The following is a 22,991-nucleotide window of genomic DNA, read 5'->3' as shown; positions in this document are numbered from 1 at the left end:
GTGTTAAGTGCGATAAATCAGTGCAGTCCCAGAGTTTTTCGGTGGGACGAGTAAACGCAGTCCCAAAGCTTTTCGATGGGAAGAGTAAGCGCAGTCCCAGGATGTGTGGTTTAAATCTGTGTCCCCTATTCCAAATCACCGGATATATGGTATACTATAGGTAGAATGATGCATATAATAGAAAGGCCACAGCTGCAACTGTGGCCATAAGATAAGCGGTTCCTTTAAAGAGGTTCGGCTATCCAGGGAATAGGCCTCTCCAACGGTGATGAATCGGGAGGTCTATTTTTTATTGATCATTCTTATTACAAGTGTCAGCAACGCTATAATAAACGTGCCAAACGTGAACATAATCATTATTACCTCGTATATACCCAAATGCGTCACCCCCCCTTTTTTCAAGTGGCGGGTAAGCCGATCCTCTCCAAGAACCACGTTATCTTGGTATTAGTATAGCATAGATATCGTTTAAATAACCATAAAAACAGAACATTTGTTTGCATATCATTTATTGAGCACAAATTTTTGTACACCCATGTCCCTTGAAGTAATTTTAGGAAGAAGTGGTTACTTTTTCGATACATACTATACAAACAAGCAATGTTACATGCTTGTATAATCTAATATATGCTTTTGACAACAAATCATTGTAATGCATATGACTTGAAAATTTTCATCTTCAGTCAATTGTCTTCCTTTTCAGAATACAAATATATTTATATTTCCGTTGACGCATGAAATGCTATTCTCTATCACCAAAATTAAAGAGTCTTATGTAAATTAATAAAATTGCGCTGCAGTCCATTTTTGCAGCGCAATTTTTTATAGTAATCTTCTTTTCTACATTCGTCCAACTATGAAAACGAACGATCCATACATTTATTTACAGCCTAAATTGGCGTACCAATCCGTTAAGTTCTTCAGCCAGATGTGATAGTTGGTCTGAACTAGCTGCTATTTCCTCCATTGCACTGCTTGTCTGTTGCGTAGAAGCAGAGGTTTGCTCCACTCCAGCAGCCGATTCCTCGGATATTGAAGCAATTTCTTCAATCGATCCGTTCATTTGCTGACTGTTTGCTGTAATATCAGATAAATTTGCGGAGACTGTTTTTATGCTGTCTGCCATTTCTGTGACAGACTCATTTATTTCATGAAACGTTTCGCCAGTTGTTTTGATTTGGCTTGTGCCTTTTTCAACCTCTGCATAGCCAGCATTTAAAGATTCCGCTACAGCATTGGATTCCGCCTGTATCGTACTTACAAAACCAGTGATATCCGTTACTGAAACAGATACCTGTTCTGCGAGCTTTTTCACTTCATCTGCCACTACTGCAAATCCTTTTCCATGTTCACCAGCCCTTGCAGCTTCAATCGCAGCATTTAAAGCTAACAGGTTCGTCTGGCCTGCAATATCCTGAACAACTGAAACCAATTTTGATATTTCCTGTGTCTGTGTATCCAATCCTTCCATCTTTTTAACTGCATCTAAGACAATTTGGTCGATCCTAGTCATTTGGGACGTTGAGGATGCCATTAATTGACTTCCTTCGTCTGTCATCTTCAGTACTTTGTTTGAATTTTGTTGAACACGTTCACCTTTATCATTTGCATCTTGTACCTTTGTAGCGAATGATCCCATAACAGAAGCCAGATCACTGGCACTGTTCGCCTGTGTCTCTGTACCTGCTGCCAATTCCTGCATGGTTGTTGCCACTTGTTCCGAACCAGACTTCACTTCATTAGCAGATTGGGTCAGTTCTTCACTATGTGTTGAAACAGTTTCCGACACCTCATTAATTTTATTCATTATGTCGCGCATACTCACATTCATTTCATTCATTGCTGTAACAAGCTCACCGATTTCATCTTGTGACTTTACCGTTAACGGTTCCTGAGTGAGATCCCCAGCTGCAATTAACTTCATTCGTTTCATCACAGATAGAATCGGTATTCTAATACTTCGAGAAGTGAAAATGGCAGCTGTTACACCTAAAATCACAACAAGAATGGTTATGATTGTACCAACAATCAGAAAGGTTTCACCGATTGAAATGACTTCTTGCCCCATTTCCTCTATTTCCGCTTCCCGATTCATGGCCATTTCCTGAAAACCGTCGATTAATTCGTTGGCAATTGGTTGAACTTCAGTTTCCATAAGTTCTATCGCTTCTTCTTCATTTCCACTGTCATATGCTGCAAATACCTCGTCTGTAAGGGTCCCCCACTCAATTTTTCTATCAATAAGTTGTTGAGCCTGCTCGGAACCACTGTGTTCAAGAACAAAATTCTCCAATTCGATATTCTCTTCTACTCCACTGCTAAATTCATCTTTGTAAAACGTGTCTCCATATAATAAATATCCTCGGATTATACTTGTTCTCTCAGCCATATTAAAGGCTAATTGTTCATCCGCTATTAATAAGGAAAGCTGATGGTCCATCATTTCTTCCATGTCGTTATTTGTTTTCTGTGTAGAAAGTATGTTAAATATACCTAAAAGAAGTACCAATAAAACAACGACTCCAAATCCAGTCAGTATTCTGGCTCTTATGCTTTTAAAGTGTAATCCTTTTTTCAATTCCTGCACCTCTGATCTATAAATTCTTTTTCCAAATTATTATTAGAAATCTTCATGTTTTCCTTACTGCCAAATAATTAAATTAATTTCTCGATTGCTTCCCCAATACGTTCCGGTGTGAAAGGCTTTACGATAAAATCCTTCGCACCTGCCTGAATGGCTTCAACAACCAGCGCTTGCTGTCCCATCGCTGAACACATAATGATTTTGACACAGGGGTCCAGCTTTTTTATTTCCCTTACAGCCTCCACACCATTCATCTGTGGCATTGTAATATCCATTGTTACAAGCTCAGGTCTTAGTTCCTGATATTTTTTTATCGCATCCTTCCCGTTTTCTGCTTCACCGATTACTTCATGTCCCAATCTTGTCAATATATCTTTCAACTGCATTCTCATGAATGCCGCATCATCTGTGATTAATATTTTTGCCATTTTAAAATTTCCCCATTTCCTGTTCTTCCATTACTTCATGAACTTCATTTGTTTCATCAAAATTCAGTATTTGTTCCAAATCTAATATAATCAGGAGGTCTTTCTCCAACTTAGCTACACCATTCAAAAATGATTCATGAACCCCACCAATAATCTTTGGTGCTGGTTCAATTACTTTCGTATCTATATCAATCACCTCTGTTGCCGAATCAACAATTAAGCCAACCTGAACACCATCGATGTGGACAATCAAAATTCGATTGTCTTTTGTTCGCTTTGTTTCCTCCATACGTAAACGTTCCTTTAAATCAATAATCGGTGTCATTTCCCCACGAAGTTGAATAAGCCCTTTAATAAATTCAGAAGTTCTTGGAACCTTTGTAATCTCCTGCATCCGTTCAATGGATAAAACTTGTTGTACATCAACGCCATACGATTGCTCTTTTAACTTAAGAACAATAAACTTTTTGATTTCTTCCATTCTCACGTCCCCCCTACTCCTATTTAATCAATGCATTTGGATCGATGATCAAAGCTACCTGTCCATCACCTAAAATCGTAGCACCTGAAATTGCAAAAACATCTCCAAGATAGTTGCCCAATGATTTTAAAACAATTTCCTTTTGGCCAATAAATTCATCAACAATCAGGCCTGTTAATTTTTCACCTTTTTTCACAATTACAACCGCATAAAATTCCTGTTTGATACTTTCATCGCCTGAAACTTGAAATACGTTGCTTAACGAAACAAGCGGAATAATGTTCCCCCTGAAATTTATAACCTTTTGTCCATGTGCATACATGACCTGACTTTCTTGCAGCAGCGCGGTTTCCATGATAGAGGAAAGCGGGATAGCATATGTTTCAAGTTGCACCTTGACTAATAGGGTTGATAAAATAGAAAGCGTCAAAGGCAATTGAATGGAAAACTTACTGCCCTCCCCATTTTTCGATTCAAGAGAAATCCTCCCACCGAGAGATTCTATTTTACTTTTTACAACATCCAGTCCAACCCCGCGTCCGGATATGTCAGATACTTGATCTGCTGTACTAAATCCAGAAGAGAAAATCAGTTGGAATGCTTCATCATCTGTCAGCTCTTTTGTTTCTTCAACAGTAAGTAAACCGTTTGTTATCGCTTTTTCTACGACTTTTTCACGGTTAATTCCTACCCCATCATCTTCTATATCAATAAAAACATGATTACCGCTGTGATAAGCACGAAGGATTAACTTACCTTCTTCCGGTTTACCGGATTGTTTCCGATCTGATGGAAATTCAATTCCATGATCCACCGAGTTTCGAATCAAATGAACCAGCGGGTCACCAATTTCATCAATTACGGTCCGATCCAGTTCTGTCTCTGCTCCAATAATTTCCAGGCTGATATCCTTGTCTAAATCCTTCGCTAATCCTCGTACCATACGGGGAAATCTGTTAAAGACCTGCTCAACAGGAACCATTCGCATTGCTAATATTAAGCTCTGCATATCCTCTGAAACTCTTGTAACATGTTCCACGGTCTCTTCCAATTCCTTATTGTCAATTTGCGATGTGAGATCTTCCAATCGACTGCGGTCAATGACCATCTCTTCAAATAAGTTCATTAAATCATCAATTCGATCAAGACTTACCCGGATTGTTTTGGAAGAATGATGGTTTTTCTGGGCAGTTTTCTCTTTCTCGATAGAAGTATCAGATTCTTTCACGGTATTTTCCATCACGTTGCTCTCTCTTTTGGTAATCGATACAGGTAAAATTTCTACATGCTTAATTTCAGAGACCTTGTTGACAGTCACCTTTAGTTTCTCTGAAGATTCATTTGATAGAAGAAATAATGAAAAATCCTGATCAAAATTCCCCTCTTCCAACTTTTCCACTGGGGGAACTGTCTTTATTAATTCGCCTTGACCTTCTAATGCCTCGACTACCATGTAGGCACGCGCCGCTTTTAGAATACAATCATCTGTAAGGGTCACCGTGATTTGATATGTATGAAACCCTAATTCTTCAGCCTCGGCAATGATTGAAGCTTGAAATTCATCCAATTCCAACTCATGAAGGGAGTGTTTATCCAGCGACTGGGGTGGTTGCTCCAGGAAACCAGCCCCACTTTCCAGTTGCCCCAATCGAGTAACCAGATTGGTAACATCCTTTTCACCGTCATTGCCATCTCCAATTGCTTCGACCATTTCTTCAAGTGCTTCGATTGCTAAAAAAATGATGTCAATCAGCTCGACAGTTACCACCAACTCACTGTTGCGTATTTTATCCAGAACATTCTCCATTTGATGTGTTAATGCAACAATATCTTCAAATCCCATTGTTGCAGCCATACCCTTTAATGTGTGTGCGGATCGGAAAATTTCAGCTACAAGTGTAAGATCCTTTGGTTGCTTCTCCAATTGAAGAATATTATCATTAACCGATTGTAGATGCTCTCGACTTTCATCCAGAAATACATCGATGTATTGATCCGTTTCCATTCAATACTTCCTTTCTAACCCTTTAGTCTAGTAATAAATACATCTCCATTTCCCCACTTCCCTCAAATTGAACAGAAATATAAATGGCTTTATCATAACCTGACATTCTAGTATTCCCTTGTACAATTGTTGGATGTGTGATATCTATTTTGATTTCATGTTCAACGATATTCGTAGCAAGTCCACCGGCAATCATATTCCCTAGCTCACCACTGAATGATTCCAGCATTTCTCCTTCCAATGGCATTCCATACATGGACTGGCCTATTAATGCAAACACCGGTATTTCCCCCGCCAGAATCAGATTTCCTTTTACATCTCCGGTGATACCGATAAGCACACCAAATTGAAGGTTCAAGGAGCCTTCCGTCAATTTCGGTCTCGTTATCTCATGGTTCATAGGGATAACCGCATTTAAAGACTGAAGTACCCCATTTAATATAACCGTCACATATTTGCTCGTTTCTTTTGTCGGTATTGTCATATGACCAACTCCTTTATAAAGTTCAGCTACAAAGCACAGCTACCCTTTATATCAGCGGATAGCCATAAAGACCCAGTAAAAACATCCTACCATTTTATTATCGGCGGTATTTGAAATTAATTTAGACATTTAATAAAATCGAAATTATCAATTTATTATTCAAGAAACATACAACATAAAAAAATCCCCAACCCGACTATTGGGATTGAGGATTTTTCTTTGTGATTGTAGCAATGATAATACCGATGATTATCAAAATAGATCCTGTCAGTACGCCCGCCGTCAATTTCTCATCCAACAGAATACTGCTGAAGATCAGACCGAACATCGGTACAAGTAATGTTGAAATCGTTGCACTTACCATATCAATTTTACTGATAATCATGAACCAGACCGTGAAACACAGAGCCGAGGCGAGTACACCGGTAAATAGAATATAATAGATACTCTGTGCGTTCCATGCGACAGGTTCTCCCCACTCCATAAACAACGTTACAATGGTAATGGCGATTGCCCCAAAGAGCATTTGGAATGCAGAAGCTTGAACTTTTGGCAGGTCTTGTACCCTCAGGCGGTAATATGTATTGGATATCGCCCATGAAACTGCAGCAATAATTATCAGCACCTCACCGAAGATTACCTCCGGACTTTGCCCTGCCCAAATATCCCAGCCTAAAATGGTGAGCAGGCCGAGCATCCCGATAAGGAGACCTGTTAATTTAGCTGGATTGAGTTTTTCATCGAGAAATTTTACCGCGAGTAAGCTGCTCCACATCGGCATGGAATAAAGTAGTACCGATGACTTTCCTGCATCAACAAACCGCAATCCATACATAACAAGCAGAAAGACGATTGCCGTCTGCAAGATGCCTACAATAATTAGAGGCCTCCAATAGGATTTCGGCGGCAATCCTATTTTAAAAATCCAGACAACCACCAACAGTGTAACTGCCCCGGCACTGAAACGGAATGTGGAAAAGGTGAACGGACCCATATAATCCAGGGCTGCTTTCATGAGTACCCAAGCATAACCCCAGATAAGCGTGATAACTAAAATAAGCAGCCAGATAGCTGCTTTATTATCTTTCAATGTTGCGTTTAATTTATTCAATACGAAACCGCCCCTTTTATAAAAATCTGTTACAGACTATGATAGCAATTAATGAAGGTTGAACCAAACAGATGGATTATGCATTGTTGTTTTTCACAGCAGGACTACAGGAGAAAATATGCTCACTCGCATCTTTCTTCTTCTAAATGTTTTCAGCAGCATTTTCTTTTGTCCAAGCAGAAACTTTTAGAAAACAGTATAATGCAAAAAAAATAAGCCTGCTGGATGCACGCTGTTAAACTGCCCTCCATAAAAACGTCTGCTTCATCCTTGTTCTCATGAGAGGTTCTAGCCTATTTAATTTTTTATTCAATAAAAGAATATTGTCCTGTAGTTCTTCTAACTCAACTCCAGCTTCCTTTAATCTGGTTTCCAAATTTGTGATGTGTTCATTCATGTGATAACTGTTTTCTTGTATATGTATTAGTTCATCAGACATCTGCGTAAAACTGGAAAATAACTCCTCCAATAATTCCTTTGTCATGATGACCCTCCTCAAGTATTTCTATCTAATTTAATACTATCACGGGGTTACTTTTTGTAACAAGGGTATTTGGAATTATTTTCAATCGGAATATAGGTCATAATATCTGAAATTCAGAAGAAAATCTATTCAATAAAATTACGCTGTTGAGCCATTAGAATACTAGGTTATCTCCCAAGCTTTTATGCTGATAAAAGACTTATCCAAAATTTATGCAGTAAGGAAGGTTTATACTTTTGTATGAAGGGCTGTTACTAAATCAGGAAAGTATTCAGTATACCACCATCAATCAAGATTAACTTTTTTTGGTTGGCTCTTTTCGTAAATTTTGTTGATCTTTAACGTCGCAGTTGATATAAAAGACGAAGTAACTGCTATGTCGATTTCCGCTGCGAACCGTTGCTTTCCGCGGGCAACGCTTCAGCTTCCTCGGAAGCAAAACCACTTCCTGCGGGATCTTCAGCTGTTGCTTTTCCCGCAGGAGTCAACGGTCCTCCGCTCCAATCAACGATCACATAAGTGCTTAATGAAGTTGTAATGCACATATCAGCGAAGGAAATATACGGAGACTCCTGCTCAGAACAGTGGCCAGAGTGAGACCCCGCAGAACGGAGTTCGAGGAGGCTCACGGGTCACCCTAAGGTGCGCGTAGTGTATTTCCGTAGCGAGTAATCGCACCAACCATAATTTCAAGTTACGTCGTCTTTTATATCTTTTGTGTCAAAAGCAACATATCTTTTCGGTGGGACGAGTAATCGCAGTCCCAAATAATTTCGGTGGGGCGAGTAACTATAGTCCCAATCTTTTAGAAACAGCCTTCTGGTTAAATTAGCTGTTTTCATAATGGCGGCATGCTTTTGCCGCCGTGTTGGTCTCTTATTGAAAATACAGCGTTAGCCCCATTTCTTATTGTTCGTCCATCATATAATTCAATTTCTCTGCAGATTCGGAGATGGTCGCGGCAGATTGCTCAATCTCTCGGATTGCCTGCCCGAACGCTTCCAGATCTCCCTGGATATTCTCATTACTTTCTTTCGTTTTTTCCATACTTGTGTCAATTTTACCAAAGGCTGTTTCTGTATTTTTCATTTGTTCACGGACATCAGCCAGAAACTGCCGGGCCTCTTGCATCGAGGAGGCACTACCCGCAATTTGCTCGTTTGTCTGATTCACCAGTCCGCTTACATTTGTTACCGACTTCGCTGTTTGTTCCGCCAATTTACGTACTTCATCAGCTACAACCGCAAAGCCCCGACCGTGCTCCCCAGCTCTCGCCGCTTCAATCGATGCATTCAATGCAAGCAGGTTTGTCTGATCAGCGATTGATTTTACAATTTCCACAATGTCTTTGATCTGGGTTGATGTCGCTTCCAGATTTGTCATTTCTTCGCTCACTTTCATCGTACTACCTTCCATATTATGTAAAGAATTATTCATTTGGGTCAGTCGGCTTCTACCTTGATCAGCGGAAGTTTTTGCTTCTTCTGCAAGCCCTGTACCGGCCTGAGAACTGGAGGTAATCACATCCACCTGTGCGGTCATTTCCTCAATGGATGCATTTGTTTCTTCAGCCAATGACGCAAGCTCGATAGAAGTCTTCTCCAATGTTTCCATCAATCTCTTCTTCTCCTGCAATTCCTGTTCGTGCAACCTGGCCACTTCATCATCAAATGCTTCAAGCACAACCTGCTGTTCCAGATTCAACAGCTTATGGCATAATTTTATAGCCAGTATTCTGTCTTCCTTCGTTTCAAAGTTTGTCTCAATTACTTCGATTAAGCCGCTGAATATTTTTTCAAATGAAGCAATATACCATTTTTGTGTCAACCCTATCTTTACATGAACGAGCGCGATGATCTTTCGCTTTTCCATGAAGGCCTCCGTCATCTCACCGGAAAACATCTGAGTAATATGGTCCCTGAGTGTCTTTTTCAAGCGCTCAAAGGAACTGTTTGTTTCAATAATCTCAATCAAATCAGGATTATAGCTTAGATTATCATAAAACCTGTCAACAATTTCAGTAATTCTTTTTTCAACATAAGGCTTCAAAACTTGAGCCACGGCAAAATCAGCTTCCTTCAGATCCAGCATATTCAATTGTTTTTCCAGATCTGAATGCTTAGGAACCTGTACGACTGGCTTCATCTCATTACTTTTTTCAAATAAAATAGGCGTCGATTCTTTTCGTTTTCTGGATTTCCACATTTGTAGTTCTCTCCCTAGAATAATATATTTCTATTATCGACGGGTTCAAAGATAAAGTTTAGTCTTATTTTACTAGGTTTTCATTTAGGTAAAAAGGTTCATTTGTTATTGAGAGGGAACACTGACGAAGAAATGTTATACTAGTACAAACAAAAAATTACTTATAAGGTGGTAAGATATATGGAAAATACTGCAACGAATGATATTCAAAAGCTCTATCATAACTTAATCTATGCATGGAACAAGCGGAATGCCAGGGCGATGTCTGATGTATTTACAGAGAACGGGGAACAAATTGGTTTTGACGGGAGTCAAATTCTCGGTCGCGATGAAATCTTTTCCCATCTTGAACCGATTTTCAAAGATCACCCCACACCCCCATTTGTAACAAAGGTGAAAGAGGTTTATTTCCTCAGTTCTGATGCAGCTGTGTTGCGCGCAATTGCTGGAATGGTGCCTCCAGATCAAACCGACATCAATCCGGATTTAAACACACATCATACATTAATTGCTGTGAATCATGAAGGTAAATGGCTTGTCCGACTGTTTCAAAATACACCGGCCCAGTTCCATGGCCGGCCGGAGTTAGTGGAAGAAATGACGAATGAACTGCGAGAGTCGTTGTAGTTAATAGATGACTCCCAGTATGCCAAAAATAGAATACCCAATCGAAATTTTTTGCTCTTTAAAAAGTGTTCTGAATTTCAACCAGACACATATACATACAAATGGAGTTAAAAAATCTTACGATAAGTTGGGTGATTGAATGGATAAAGAAAACGAAAAAAATAAAAAGAATGATGAGCAGGTAGACCAGGATAGACAAAATAAGCCAATTGATGGCAATCCCAAAGATGAGCAACTGGAACAATACCGCAAAAAAAATACTGGTCCAGGCAAGAAAATGACAGATGATGCCGGGTTTAAAATTTCAAATGATCGATGGAGCTTACGCGCAGGAAAGCGCGGTCCGTTATTATTTCAGGACTTTCATTTTTATCGAAAACAGTCACGGTTTAGCCGGGAACGAATACCAGAAAAAGTCGTTCATGCCAGAGGATTCGGGCTATATGGCGATTTTGAATTGTATAAATCAATGGAAAAATATACAGTGGCTAAATTTCTTCAAGAACCTGGTTCAAAAACACCTGTTTTTTGTCGTTTTTCTAACTTTATCGGAAGTAAAGGTTCAAAGGATACCGCTGTAGACATACGTGGTTTTGCGGTTAAGTTTTATACCCAGGATGGAAATTACGATTCCCTGTCCCTGCAATTTCCGGTCTTTATACTAGCAGATGCCATGAAATTTATGGATGTCACACATGCAGCTAAACCAAACCCAATTACAGATATACCACAAGCTACTACCGCACAGGATGGTTTTTGGGACTATGTCGTAAGCAATCAGGAATCAGCACATATGGTAATGTGGTTAATGTCCATGCGGGGGCGTCCAAGAAGCTGGCGCATGATGGCAGGCTGGCCGATTAATACATTCCGTTTTATCAATGAACAAGGCAAATCAACCTTTTTCCGTTTTAAATGGGTGCCTAAACTAGGTGTTCATTCATTATTACTTGACGAAGCAAATATTATCGGGGGAGTAGATCCGGACTTCCATCGTCGTGATATCGTAGAAGCGGTAGAAAAAGGTGTATATCCGGAGTATGAATTAGGTGTACAATTAATTGCCGAAGAAGATGAGTTTAAATTTGATTTTGATATTTTAGATGATACAAAACTCTGGCCAGAAGAAGAAATTCCTGTTGAAATTATTGGTAAATTGACGTTGAATCGATTAGTTGATAATTTCTTTGCAGAGGAAGAACAGTCATCCTTTGATCCTGCAACTGTTGTCCCGGGAATTGACTTCACGAATGATCCTGTTCTACAAGGCAGGGCTTTTGCTTACAGGGATACGGATTACCATCGACTTGGCACAGGGAATATTAATGAAATACCAGTTAACAAGCCGATTGCTGAAACAAATCATAACCTTCGAGATAGCTATTCAAAATACCGGATTGATGTTGATTACGTAAACTACCATAAAAATTCGTTAGCTGGAAATACACCGGCAGAGACCCCTCCGGAAGAAGGAGGATATGCACATTATCCAGAGAAAGTCGATGGACATAAAACGAGGGAACGGCCGAGCGAATCGTTTTATGACTTCTTTTCACAGGCAAGACTTTTTTGGAACAGCTTATCCACTGTTGAAAAGCAAGATCTTGTAGACACATTTAATTATCACCTTCAATATGTGAAAAGTAAATCTGTCAGGCAGCAAAATGTCGATATGTGGGCGAACGTTGATAAAGAAATGGCATGTATTATTGCTGACAATATTGGTGTAGATCGTCCAAAGGGTTCTAACGTTCCGGTGACAAAAAGCTCCCCTGCCATTAGCCAGGCGAATACCCCGCATTATGCAGCTACGCAAAAAGTCGGTGTATTAATTGGTGATGGATTTAATGGTCAAGAGGTAAGAAATACACTTAACACTTTACAGCAAAACGAGGTGTTTATGGATATTATCAGTGAAAGGCTAGGCACAATTACAGCCGCTGATGGTACAAAAATAGAAGCCAACGAGACATTTCTGACAAAGTATCCTGTCCTCTATGACTCCATCTATGTTGTTGGTGGTAGCGCGAAAAACCAAACAAAATTTAATCAGAACATTATGCACTTTATCAATGAAGCATATAAACAATATAAACCAATTGGTGTTGCATCGACCGGGCAGTCTTATATTCAAGCATCAGGTAATAACAACCTGGCTGGTGTGGTTTTTGCTACAAACAACCCTGACTTTGGGAAAGATTTTGTTTCAGCAATTGCGCAGCAGCGTTTTTGGGATAGAACATAATATGGATGAAAATTGTTTCAATCGCTTTGAGAAACGAACCAATAAAAAAGCAGGAACTCGTAAAAATGAGCTCCTGTTTTTTATTGGTATGATAGATTATTCCCCTTGCTGACGCAGAATATTTCCCGCCAATGCATAAAGCACCGCATATGTTACAAAATGGGATGAATTATCATTTGTGTCCTGCTGTGGATAAACTTCCACATAATCCATGCCGCGGATGCCGAGTTTGGCAAATTCATGGACAAGCTCCAGCAGTTCGAATGAGGTTACCCCATTTCCATCTACAGGGCCTCCCGGATTAAAAGCAAAGTCAAGCACATCACTGCAAATACTTAAATATACTGCTTCGGTATCTTCACTGGCGATGTCATATGCCTGCTTGGCAAGTGTTGGCAGATCATTTGTATTTTGTGCTTTGCGAATTTCCCTAACAGAAATAGTTGTCGCCCCAACTTCATCTGCATATTTTCCCGTCTCCGGCTTATTCCGGGGACCATGAATTCCCATATGAACAATGCTTTCATTTCTTACACTTTCACTTTCATAAATCCGGTGAAACGGTGTACTACGAGCATATAAGTCGCCCTCATAATCTGGGTGGTTATCATAGTGGGCATCGAGGTGAATGATGCCTACTTTACCGTCCACTTCTTCACTCAGTGCCTTCACAATTGGATACGTGATCCCATGATCCCCGCCAAAGGCGACTGGAAATTTATTCGTTTTCCATACATCACTGGAAAAATTTTCAATCCGGCGCATCGTTTCAAGCGTGTCTGCCGGTACTACATCCACATCACCAAGGTCGCCGATGGTGTAATGCTCCAGCACATCCAGATGATTCAATTCCGGAAGATAGCCGGAATAACGGGCAGAGTTTAGGCGTATTACTTTTGGGCCTAACTCTGCACCTGTATAGTCACCCCAAGTGACAGATCCTTCCCATGGAACGCCATAGATTAGTACATCTCTATCATTTGTGCTATCATCTCTTAATGTAACTTTTTTTCCGCCTAAAAAGCATGGTGTATTACCGTAAATTCTGTCTGTCATTACTATCACTCCTCGTCTATTTCACACCAGCAACTTTGTCATATTCCTCTTGCATTTCCCTGGAAGGTCCTTTGCCGACAAGGCTAAAAATTATAATAGCTATACTTGATAAAATAAATCCTGGCACAATTTCATATAATGCAGACCCTGTCAGCGGCCATAGAAAGACGGTGAGACCACCAACAATAATCCCCGCCAGTGCCCCGTTTCGGGAGGTTTTTCTCCAAAACAGTGAAAACAAAAGCGGAGGCCCAAAGGTTGCACCAAACCCAGCCCATGCATAGGATACCAGATCAAGCACTGAACTGGTTTCATTCCATGCGAGCATCAGTGCAATGAGTGCAATGACGAGTACAGAAATCCTTCCAACCCACACAAGCTCCTTATCGCTCGCATTTTTTCGCAAGTATCTGCGGTAAAAATCCTCTGATAAGGCACTGGATGATACGAGAAGCTGGGAATCAACCGTACTCATGATTGCAGCAAGAACTGCTGCAAGCAATATACCTGCAATCCATGGATTATAAACGACCTGCACCAGTTGGATGAATACCTGCTCAGAATCTGCAAGTGGCTCACTGAATGTTACTATACCAAGCATACCAACAATCAATGCTCCATACAAGGGAATGACAAGTCCTAAAGCCACACTGATCAAACGCGCTTTTCGTACTTCTTTATGGGAACGGATTGCCATGAATCTTGCCAGAATATGCGGCTGTCCAAAATAGCCAAGCCCCCATGCCAATGCTGAAATAATACCTACCGCCCCAATCGCTCCGGCAGATCCCCAAAGGACACCACCGGGCTGATCATAGGATGTTGCGGCAAATGCATCGGTAAGACTGGTATTGATGGAACTCAATTGATTAAATAATCCTCCGAATCCGCCAACTTCTATCAGACCATAAACCGAAGTAACCAATAATGCTGCAGACATAAGAACCCCTTGGATTAAATCGGTTATACTTACTGCTAGAAATCCACCCAAAAATGTGTATGCAACAATGATAATTGCACCAACAATCAAAGCAAAATGGTAATCAACATCAAATGTTCCTTGAAATAACTTTGCCCCGGCAACCAATCCGGAGGCGGTATAAAATAGGAAAAAAGATAAAATGAATACAGCGGATATAACGCGTAGTAAATGTGAATTATCCCGATACCGATTTTCAAAAAACTGTGGAAGTGTAATGGAATCATTGGAATAGGCGGTATAAACTCTTAACCGTTTTGCCACATACTGCCAATTGATCATCGCCCCTATCGCCAAGCCGACTGCAAGCCAAAGACTGTTCGCACCAAGCCCGGTCGCATATGCAGCACCAGGAAGACCAATCAGCAGCCATCCACTAAAGTCACTTGCCGACGCGGAAAAGGCTGTTGTCCAACTGTTTAATCTTCTTCCACCAAGCACATAATCCGATAATGTATGCGTCATACGGTATGTGATGATTCCGATTGTGATCATCACAACCAGATATGCGATAAATGTCACTAATGTCGGGTTCACGAATCATCACGCTCCTTTTCGGTATAAAAGGTAATAATTGCCCAGATAAGCAATACTGGCATTGGCACGAAGAACCAGAACCATGACCAGAAGTCGAGTCCAAACATAAAACCCCTCCTATTTTTTGATTTGATTAAGACTATCCCACTATTAATCACTGAATATTTCACTTTATCAAAAATATTCAATATATATGGTTAGCAATATGCTAAGTGTTAAATAAATATGTTAAAACCACTAAAACTTGTGGACAATTATATGGAAAATAGTGTACTTGAATAAGAGTCATAAAATACTATGGCCAGGATAGAATAAAAATACCGAGTGGAGTGAACCACCCAGTTGCAATCGCAAGAAGAGCGGTTGATCAAACGAATTTGGTGTTGTAAACAGCAGAAAAAGTAACCGGCTATTCTCCCCTGGCCGGTTACTTTTTACTTTATAACAATTTCAAAGGATTATTGTATTCCTTTTTAAACGCCACTCTTAACACATCTTCTCCAGCATTCACGTAATTCTTTTCCCTGAAAAAACTCATACTCCTTATCTTCCAAAGCATAATTGAACATCTAAACATCCGGAGATTCGTTGATGTACTATACAAGAGGGATGGTGGCATGTAAACAACACCGTCTATATGCTCCAATGGGCGATTAACCTCACCCCTTAATCGCTCCTTCTGTCATTCCTTGTGCAATTCTTCTCTGGAAGATGGCGTACAAAATAATAACAGGAACAATTGCGATAACAAGACTTGCAAACAATGTACCCCAGGCATTCGTATATTGCGCCTCACTGCTGATGAAATCAATTGCCAGTGCCAAGGTATAGTTTTCACTCGTCTGCAGGAAAATCAATGCCATAAAATACTCATTCCAAAACTGAATCGCATTCATGATGGTCACTGTAATAATTCCTGACATGCTGAGTGGTGTGATGACTTTCCAAAGAACCCCGTATGGTGAAAGCCCATCAATTGCTGCAGATTCTTCCAAAGACTTTGGAATCGTGCTTATGAAACTTGTTAATACAAAAATGGTAAACGGCAGCTGGCTTATCGCATAAACAATTGCCAGGCCAATTATATTATCGAGTAAATTCATTTCCATCAATAGGAAAAATAATGGTATCCATCCTAGAACCATCGGAATCATCATCGCTGATACATACAATGTAAATAAAAAATTACTCCCGCGAAACTTTAGTCTTTCGATTGCATATGCCGTCGGGATCGCAAGCACCAACGTCAAAATTGCACCGACTACCGTTACAATTAAACTGTTAAACACACTTGTGTCAATATTATAGTTGCTCCAGGCATCGGCAAAATTCTGCCAGTTAAACGTTTCAGGGAAGCCCCAAGGATTTCGGTATATCTCGGCATTTGATTTAAATGATCCAAGGAACATCCAGAAAATCGGATACAACACGGCGATGGTCCATAATATCAATGGAATTCGTATCCCCGCTCTTCCTAAGATTTCCCCAATACTACGTTTCACGGCTGTCTCCCTCCTTTTCACTCATGTTTCCATTGCATCTAGTATTCTACTTTGTCTCGCTTCATCAATAGCTGTAATAACAAAACGGTAATTAATGAAAGGGCCAGGATCATAACACCAATCGTTGCACCATATCCGAAATTATATTGCACAAATGCCTGCTGGTATAGATAAGAACCCATTACATGTGTAGCGTTATTTGGTCCACCCCCGGTCATTACCTGTACAATAATGAAGGATCCATTTAGTGTTGTGATAACGATATAAAGAATGGAAATCTTGATTTGTGGCCAAACCAGAGGCACAGTTACCTTCCAGAATTTCTGCCACTCTGTTGCACCGTCAATCTCAGCCGCTTCGTAATAGCTTTTTGAAATATTGGAAATACCACCCATAAGCATGAGCATAAATAAACCGATACCTGCCCAAATCGATGGTAAAACAAGTGACGGCAATGCCCATGTTTCACTTCCCAGCCAAGGACGTGCTAAATTCCCCAGACCGATTGCTTCCAATCCTGAATTGACAAGCCCCATACTCGGGTTATAAATAAATGTCCAAAGGATACCGATAACAACAACCGACATGATATTTGGAAAGAAAAATACGATGCGGTAAAACGGTGCTTCCCTTATTTTCAGCTGGGTTAAGGCAACTGCAATAAACATTGCCATAATCATAATCCCAATAACTTTTGTCACCACAAGAAAATAATCATGGATAATCGTGTTAGGGATTATGGCATCGTTAAATAAACGTATGTAATTACCGAATCCGATGAATTCCTTATTCGAGGAAGAACCTGACATTTCAAAAAAAGAATAGTACAAACCACTAAACAAAGGATAAAGTGTAAAAATAGAAAACATAATAAAAGTAGGAACTAAACAAAAGGCCAAAAACGTATATTTTTCTTTTTTTGACTGTACCATTCCAATCACTCTTTTCAGAAAAGAATAAATGGTATGGAATATAGGAGACCTTTATTCCATACCGCTTTTACTGTAGTTAATTACGATAATCTGCTGCCGCGGATTCAGCTGTCTCTACAAATTCTTCGGCTGTCATGTTGCCTAACATTAAGGACATTAATGCATCGCCTATTGGTGTTTCCAGATCTGCACTCATCGGATGTGGCTTATGATAGATCTGAACCTGTTCCGGGTCATTAATCATTGCATTTGCCTCTGTTAAATACGCTGGAACCTCATCACTCTGTGATAAATCAACATCATTCAGGTTCATAATAGCCCCTGTATGTTCTGAGAAGGACAACGCATAATCCCTTGAAAATGCAAATTCTACAAAAGCCTTGGCAGCTTCCGGATTTTCAGCTTCTTCCGCAATGGCTAATGGTCGCATATCCGGTACGATGGCATATGGCTCTCCCGCATCTTGCATCGGTGATGGGATAAATCCATATTCAAAATCTTCCGGTGTATCATTCGCCATTTCATTTGGCAACCAGAAACCGACCGGAACAAACGCATTATCATGCAAGAGGAAATTCATTTGTGATTGGGTATGGTTCAATGCACCCAATCCGGAGTCGATCATTCCTTCCTGCTGCATTTGTTCTACCTTTTTCATGGTTTCGAGTACAACATCACTTGTCCATGCACCTTCTTCACCTTTAATCAAATCAGACAGCAATTCATCCCCACCTGCTGCACCAAATGCTGGATAAAGCATACCGCGCAGGAAGTAATAGGGATGCTGACCACTTGTTACAAATGGTTCGATTCCTTCCCCTTCCTTAATTTCTTCCATTGAACTCATAAAGCTCTCAAAATCTGTTGGTACTTCATATCCTTCTTCTTCAAACAATGCTCTGTCATACCATGTGCCCCATGCATCAAACACAAGTGGCAAGGTATAGACGTCTCCATCATATGTTGCCGGATCTACAATAAAACTATCAACAAGCTTATCGCCATTTTCTAGTTCAATTTCCTGTGCCCAATCACTTAAATTCATCAACTGTCCATCTTCTACCATTTGTGCTTCACTTGACCCTGCCCCATCAATGTACACGACATCAGGCGGATCATTAGATACCCAGCGTGTACGCATTTCATCATTAATATTCGGTCCAGCATGTTCCGTAATGGTTACATCCGGATATTCCTCCTGGAAATCAGCAATGACTTCCTTCCACCATGTATCACCATATCCGCCAACGAAGTACTGGATTTCAAGTTCTCCTGAAATTTCACCATCTTCACCAGCTTCCTCAGAGCCCGTATCATCTCCATTATCAGATCCATCTGTTGCCTCACCATCATCTGATGAGCATGCTGCGAGTAATGCAAGTAATAAAATGGCAGCTAATAACAACCATAGTCGCGCATTCGATTTTTTCTTCAACCTTTTTACCCCCTTTAATTAATATAAATATATGAAACGCATTAATAGCTTTAAAACCATTAATGTGGTTTCCACTGATTAATTGCTTAAAAGAGACTCAATTGCTTCTCTCACGTACCCTTTGCTTTGGGCTATGGCATCTTTAGCCTCCTGGAACGTGACCTCTGCTTTGATCATGACAATCGCAGGTTTTACCTCATAGTGTGTCATGCTAAGGTATTTTTCTGCTTCCTTATAGGTTGTATCGGTAACCTCCATCACCGTCCGTTTAGCACGCTCCATTAATTTATAATTGCTTGCATGGACATCCACCATCAAATTTTCATGGACTTTCCCAATTTTTACCATGGTTGTCGTGCTGATCATATTTAGAATCATCTTATGTGCCGTTGCTGCCTTCATTCTTGTTGATCCTGTCAGCACTTCCGGACCGACAACAGCCTCAATCTCACAATCTGAAACACTTGAAATCAATGAATTTTCATTACAAGATAAAGAGATTGTGTACGCGCCAACCTCCCTTGCATACTTTAATGCACCAATTGGGTATGGTGTCCTGCCACTTGCTGTTATACCAATGACTACATCCGTTTTTGAGAAGTTCCTTGCTTTCAGATCAGCAGCTCCCTGTGCCTCGACATCTTCAGAACCTTCCACTGCTTTAAAGAAGGCACCGTCACCCCCGGCCATAACCGTTTGAACCAAATCAGGCGTTGTCATAAAAGTTGGCGGACATTCCGATGCATCCATCACTCCCAATCTGCCGCTTGTACCGGCACCGACATAAAATAAGCGGCCGCCGTTTGTCAGAGATTCACAGATTTGTTCGACCGCAATTTCCACCTGAGGCAGTACCGCTTCCACTACATGTGCTATTTTTTTATCTTCTTCATTGATTGTTTGCAAGATTTTCAATGTAGCCATCTCATCTAAGTTCATACTATTCCGATTTCTTTTCTCAGTAGTCAGTTCGGATAATTCCATCATGCCGGTCTCCTCATCTATAAAAATATTAAACAAAGCTGTCAACCCATATTAAAACGCTTTCATTTTTATTATGACCTTTGCCCTATGTTGATTCAATTATAGGCGCATTAAATTATTTTGTCAATATCACTTTTAAATTTAGTAATAAAATTTCAGTCTATGTATAATTAAGTGAGGGGCGTGATAAATCGAGCAGAACTGCAGACTCGAGTAAAAGCGACTCGAATCGAGCAAGAGCCTGTAAACCGGGATAAAGGTTAAAATAGGCATGCTCGATTTAATATGATACCCGCTCGACTGAGTAATGCATCGCTCGAACGGTTTTTATTTTCTTAAAAATGCGATGGCGTTTCTTGTTTCATCTAAATGCTTAATCGTTTCATCATATTCTGCTGATGACAGTCCCATCAACAGAATATCTATCACTTGTAGTTGTGCAATACGGGAGGATGTTGCTCCTGTGCGGAAAGTGGCTTCTTTTGCTGCAGATGTATGTAATTGGATATCAGAAAATTGCCCCACTGATGATTTCCCGTATTTCGTCACTCCTATGGTTGTAATTTGTTTATGTTTCGCAAGTTCCATCAATTTCACAGCTTCCGATGTATTCCCGGAAAAGGAAATACCTATCACAACATCCTCCGGCCCTTTATTGGCAATTGCCGTTGCTGCCATATGTACATCCGAAAATGCATGGACATCTTTATCAATGCGCAGGAATTTTTGTTCCGCATCTCTTGCTGCGATATACGATGCACCAAAACCGAAAATAATAATCGATTTTGCGTTTGATAATGCCTTCACAGCTTTTTGCAGGTTGTCCACATTCATGATATCTGCTGTTTCCTTTAATGTTTGCATGGTATTAGAAGTGACTTTATCGATAATATTCTTCAGTCCTTCATTTGGTTCGATATCACGATATTCATTCACCGCTTCAGCCTGCAGGTCTCCGGCAACCCGTATTTTCAGCTCTTGAAACCCGCGAAATCCCAGCGATTTGCATAAGCGAATGACTGCTGCACTGCTCGTTTGGCTATTTTCACCGAGCTGCAATGCGGTTAATTGGATAGATTTCTCCGGGTTTTCCAGGATGTATGCTGCAATTTTTCTTTCTGATTGCGGCAAGCTGTTCAGCATTTCTTTTAAAATGACAAGACCACCTTTTGTTGTCGACATTCACTACACCTGCTTTCTTTGGAATGATTGTATTAGATTATTGATAATATTTTCATTCAGGGGAAGCTGTTCCATTAAAAACGCACCGATGACTGATCCTCCAACAGGGGCCATTACCGGCATCACCAGGTTAAACGCCTTATTGCCTTTTAGTTGCTCGTCGATCAATTTTGGTATGATATGCTTCTCATTGAAGATACCTCCGACCAAAACGACTGAAACCTGATGATCATGTGCAAACAATTTTCCATATAATGTTCGAATATTTAGCACAAGTTCAGATACAGCTTCATTCAATATCTTCTCTGCAACAGCATCTCCCTGCTTATATGCCTGAAAAACTATTTTAGAAAGTGGAGAAATTTCATCCTTGGGGCAGGCTGCTCCATAGATCTTCTGGATTAGTTTATGGGGAAGATCTACTTCAAAATGGTTATACAACATTTGCAGTATGCTTGTTGCTGGCCCTCTTCCGTCATATGCTCTAAGTGCTGCGACTACTCCCTGTTTTCCGATGTCAAAACCACTGCCCTCATCTCCTAACAAATATCCCCACCCACTGACACGCTCAGTCTCTGACTTATGATTGATACCATATGCAATCGAGCCTGTACCGGCAATCTGGACAATACCGGGGGATCCGTATGTACCGGAATATAGGGCATTTACTGTGTCTGCCTTCACCTGAACTTTCAATTGGTCAGAAAAAAATGATGTAACCTTTTTTTGAAAATATATTCGGTTATCCTCATTTCCTGTACCTGCTACACCAGCAAAAATATGGCTGATTTCTTTATATTCAGATGGAATTTGTTTTTCCAGTGATAAAAACAATTCGTTCAACGTCATAGAAAGTGTGACATCATCTACACTATTCGGATTGGTAGGACCTGCCGTCGCTTTGGCAATTACCTTCCCACTCTTATCAGCTACCACAGCATTTGTTTTGGTTCCCCCGCCATCCATGCCAAGTACGAAACCCATTTTCGTTCCCCCCTTACATATATATAAATATCATACTTTCTAGATTATATAATATTACGTGAAGAAACAAGAACTTTTGAAATTTAATTTCATTGATTATATAAAAAGGCTCCTGCTAAGCAAGAGCCACTACTACGCAACAGTCTGATCTTCTATTCTATCAATTAAAAGCTGAGCAAATTGCTCACACTGCTTAGCATCTTCTTTATCCGGTTCCAATTCTACCTTCAGTCGTTTTGGTACAAGATCTGCACCAAGATTTTTCATCCGGTCAGCCATCAAGTCAACCGCCCCACCGAAGACATCATAAAAAGAATCTGCTGAACCAAAGACACCGATGACTTTACCTGTTATATCGACTTCCTCTATATCTTCATAAAAGTCTTCCACTTCATACGGAAGCTCTCCATCGTCCCATGTATGTGTTCCAATAAGCACTGCATCATATTCCAGAAGTTCTTTCTCATCGATTCGGTCAAATTCAAATGTTTTGGTGACCACTTGATGCTGATTCATTTCAAGGTATCCTACCATGATTTCAGCCATCAATTCTGTATTCCCGGTACCACTTGCATACAACATTAAAATGTTACTCATCATTGACCCTCCTCCAGGCAGAATGCTACCCTAACCCAAGTATAATTGATAACGATTATCACTTTCAATGATTATACACAAAAGGAATGCATCCATATGTCTAATTTGTGGCGGAGAAGGAGTTTCATTGCTATTAGAAAGCACTTCTC

General features: G+C 40.2%; 20 protein-coding genes and 1 pseudogene. 2 read left to right on the top strand and 19 right to left on the bottom strand.

All coding sequences use genetic code 11. The annotated features are described in order from the left end of the window. Window positions 1–282: 282 nt before the first annotated feature. The 10 genes and pseudogenes from ACZ427_RS04720 to ACZ427_RS04675 all read right to left on the bottom strand — a co-directional run. A complete protein-coding gene (locus ACZ427_RS04720) occupies window positions 283–351 on the bottom strand; it encodes a putative holin-like toxin (RefSeq protein ID WP_464883573.1) in 69 nt (22 codons plus the stop codon). A gap of 532 nt (window positions 352–883) precedes the next feature. Beyond that, window positions 884–2,587, bottom strand: a complete 1,704-nt coding sequence (locus ACZ427_RS04715) for a methyl-accepting chemotaxis protein (RefSeq protein WP_461179865.1) — start codon at window positions 2,585–2,587, stop codon at window positions 884–886. A 68-nt stretch (window positions 2,588–2,655) separates the two neighbouring features. Then, a complete protein-coding gene (locus tag ACZ427_RS04710) occupies window positions 2,656–3,012 on the bottom strand; it encodes a response regulator (protein ID WP_461179866.1) in 357 nt (118 codons plus the stop codon). A gap of 1 nt (window position 3,013) precedes the next feature. Beyond that, window positions 3,014–3,493, bottom strand: coding sequence for a chemotaxis protein CheW (locus ACZ427_RS04705; protein ID WP_461179867.1), 480 nt, complete (start codon window positions 3,491–3,493; stop codon window positions 3,014–3,016). A 19-nt stretch (window positions 3,494–3,512) separates the two neighbouring features. After that, a complete protein-coding gene (locus tag ACZ427_RS04700) occupies window positions 3,513–5,498 on the bottom strand; it encodes a chemotaxis protein CheW (RefSeq protein ID WP_461179868.1) in 1,986 nt (661 codons plus the stop codon). Window positions 5,499–5,520: 22 nt separating this feature from the next. Next, complete coding sequence (locus tag ACZ427_RS04695; protein WP_461179869.1) at window positions 5,521–5,982, bottom strand: chemotaxis protein CheX; 462 nt, start codon at window positions 5,980–5,982, stop codon at window positions 5,521–5,523. Between the two features lie 196 nt (window positions 5,983–6,178). Next, entirely contained in the window at window positions 6,179–7,093 is a 915-nt protein-coding gene (locus ACZ427_RS04690) for a DMT family transporter (RefSeq protein ID WP_461179870.1), read from the bottom strand. 235 nt (window positions 7,094–7,328) lie between these two features. Next, entirely contained in the window at window positions 7,329–7,577 is a 249-nt protein-coding gene (locus ACZ427_RS04685) for a hypothetical protein (RefSeq protein ID WP_461179871.1), read from the bottom strand. Window positions 7,578–8,483: 906 nt separating this feature from the next. Then, window positions 8,484–9,302, bottom strand: coding sequence for a methyl-accepting chemotaxis protein (locus ACZ427_RS04680; RefSeq protein WP_464883572.1), 819 nt, complete (start codon window positions 9,300–9,302; stop codon window positions 8,484–8,486). Further along, a pseudogene (locus ACZ427_RS04675) lies at window positions 9,297–9,668 on the bottom strand (protoglobin domain-containing protein); the annotation flags it as partial. The pseudogene ACZ427_RS04675 and the gene ACZ427_RS04680, both read right to left, overlap by 6 nt. A gap of 294 nt (window positions 9,669–9,962) precedes the next feature. Here ACZ427_RS04675 and ACZ427_RS04670 point away from each other — a divergent pair. Continuing rightward, window positions 9,963–10,409: an SgcJ/EcaC family oxidoreductase gene (locus ACZ427_RS04670; protein ID WP_461179873.1), complete on the top strand. Its 447-nt coding sequence runs from the start codon at window positions 9,963–9,965 to the stop codon at window positions 10,407–10,409. Between the two features lie 139 nt (window positions 10,410–10,548). Then, window positions 10,549–12,654 (top strand): catalase, encoded by a 2,106-nt coding sequence (locus ACZ427_RS04665; protein WP_461179874.1) that lies wholly within the window; start codon window positions 10,549–10,551, stop codon window positions 12,652–12,654. Window positions 12,655–12,750: 96 nt separating this feature from the next. Here ACZ427_RS04665 and ACZ427_RS04660 read toward each other — a convergent pair whose 3' ends face one another. The 9 genes from ACZ427_RS04660 to ACZ427_RS04620 form a co-directional block, all read right to left on the bottom strand. Beyond that, window positions 12,751–13,710 carry an agmatinase family protein gene (locus tag ACZ427_RS04660; protein ID WP_461179875.1) on the bottom strand — a complete coding sequence of 320 codons (960 nt, stop codon included), beginning with the start codon at window positions 13,708–13,710 and terminating at the stop codon, window positions 12,751–12,753. A 16-nt stretch (window positions 13,711–13,726) separates the two neighbouring features. Beyond that, entirely contained in the window at window positions 13,727–15,226 is a 1,500-nt protein-coding gene (gene putP, locus ACZ427_RS04655) for a sodium/proline symporter PutP (protein WP_461179876.1), read from the bottom strand. A gap of 659 nt (window positions 15,227–15,885) precedes the next feature. Continuing rightward, the gene (locus tag ACZ427_RS04650; RefSeq protein ID WP_461179877.1) at window positions 15,886–16,728 is read right to left on the bottom strand and encodes a carbohydrate ABC transporter permease; all 843 of its coding nucleotides are present in this window, start codon (window positions 16,726–16,728) and stop codon (window positions 15,886–15,888) included. A 38-nt stretch (window positions 16,729–16,766) separates the two neighbouring features. Next, entirely contained in the window at window positions 16,767–17,660 is an 894-nt protein-coding gene (locus tag ACZ427_RS04645; RefSeq protein ID WP_461179878.1) for a carbohydrate ABC transporter permease, read from the bottom strand. 76 nt (window positions 17,661–17,736) lie between these two features. Continuing rightward, complete coding sequence (locus ACZ427_RS04640) at window positions 17,737–19,095, bottom strand: ABC transporter substrate-binding protein (RefSeq protein WP_461179879.1); 1,359 nt, start codon at window positions 19,093–19,095, stop codon at window positions 17,737–17,739. A gap of 78 nt (window positions 19,096–19,173) precedes the next feature. Further along, window positions 19,174–20,079 (bottom strand): N-acetylmuramic acid 6-phosphate etherase, encoded by a 906-nt coding sequence (murQ, locus tag ACZ427_RS04635; RefSeq protein ID WP_461179927.1) that lies wholly within the window; start codon window positions 20,077–20,079, stop codon window positions 19,174–19,176. A 327-nt stretch (window positions 20,080–20,406) separates the two neighbouring features. Next, entirely contained in the window at window positions 20,407–21,261 is an 855-nt protein-coding gene (locus ACZ427_RS04630; protein WP_461179880.1) for a MurR/RpiR family transcriptional regulator, read from the bottom strand. A gap of 3 nt (window positions 21,262–21,264) precedes the next feature. Further along, window positions 21,265–22,245, bottom strand: a complete 981-nt coding sequence (locus tag ACZ427_RS04625) for an N-acetylglucosamine kinase (protein WP_461179881.1) — start codon at window positions 22,243–22,245, stop codon at window positions 21,265–21,267. Between the two features lie 132 nt (window positions 22,246–22,377). Beyond that, complete coding sequence (locus ACZ427_RS04620) at window positions 22,378–22,842, bottom strand: flavodoxin (protein ID WP_461179882.1); 465 nt, start codon at window positions 22,840–22,842, stop codon at window positions 22,378–22,380. Between the last annotated feature and the right edge of the window lie 149 nt (window positions 22,843–22,991).

The organism is Virgibacillus ainsalahensis (genome assembly GCF_055380755.1).
The sequence above is the reverse complement of the archived record's forward strand: the minus strand, read 5'-3'. Positions and strand labels throughout refer to the sequence as shown.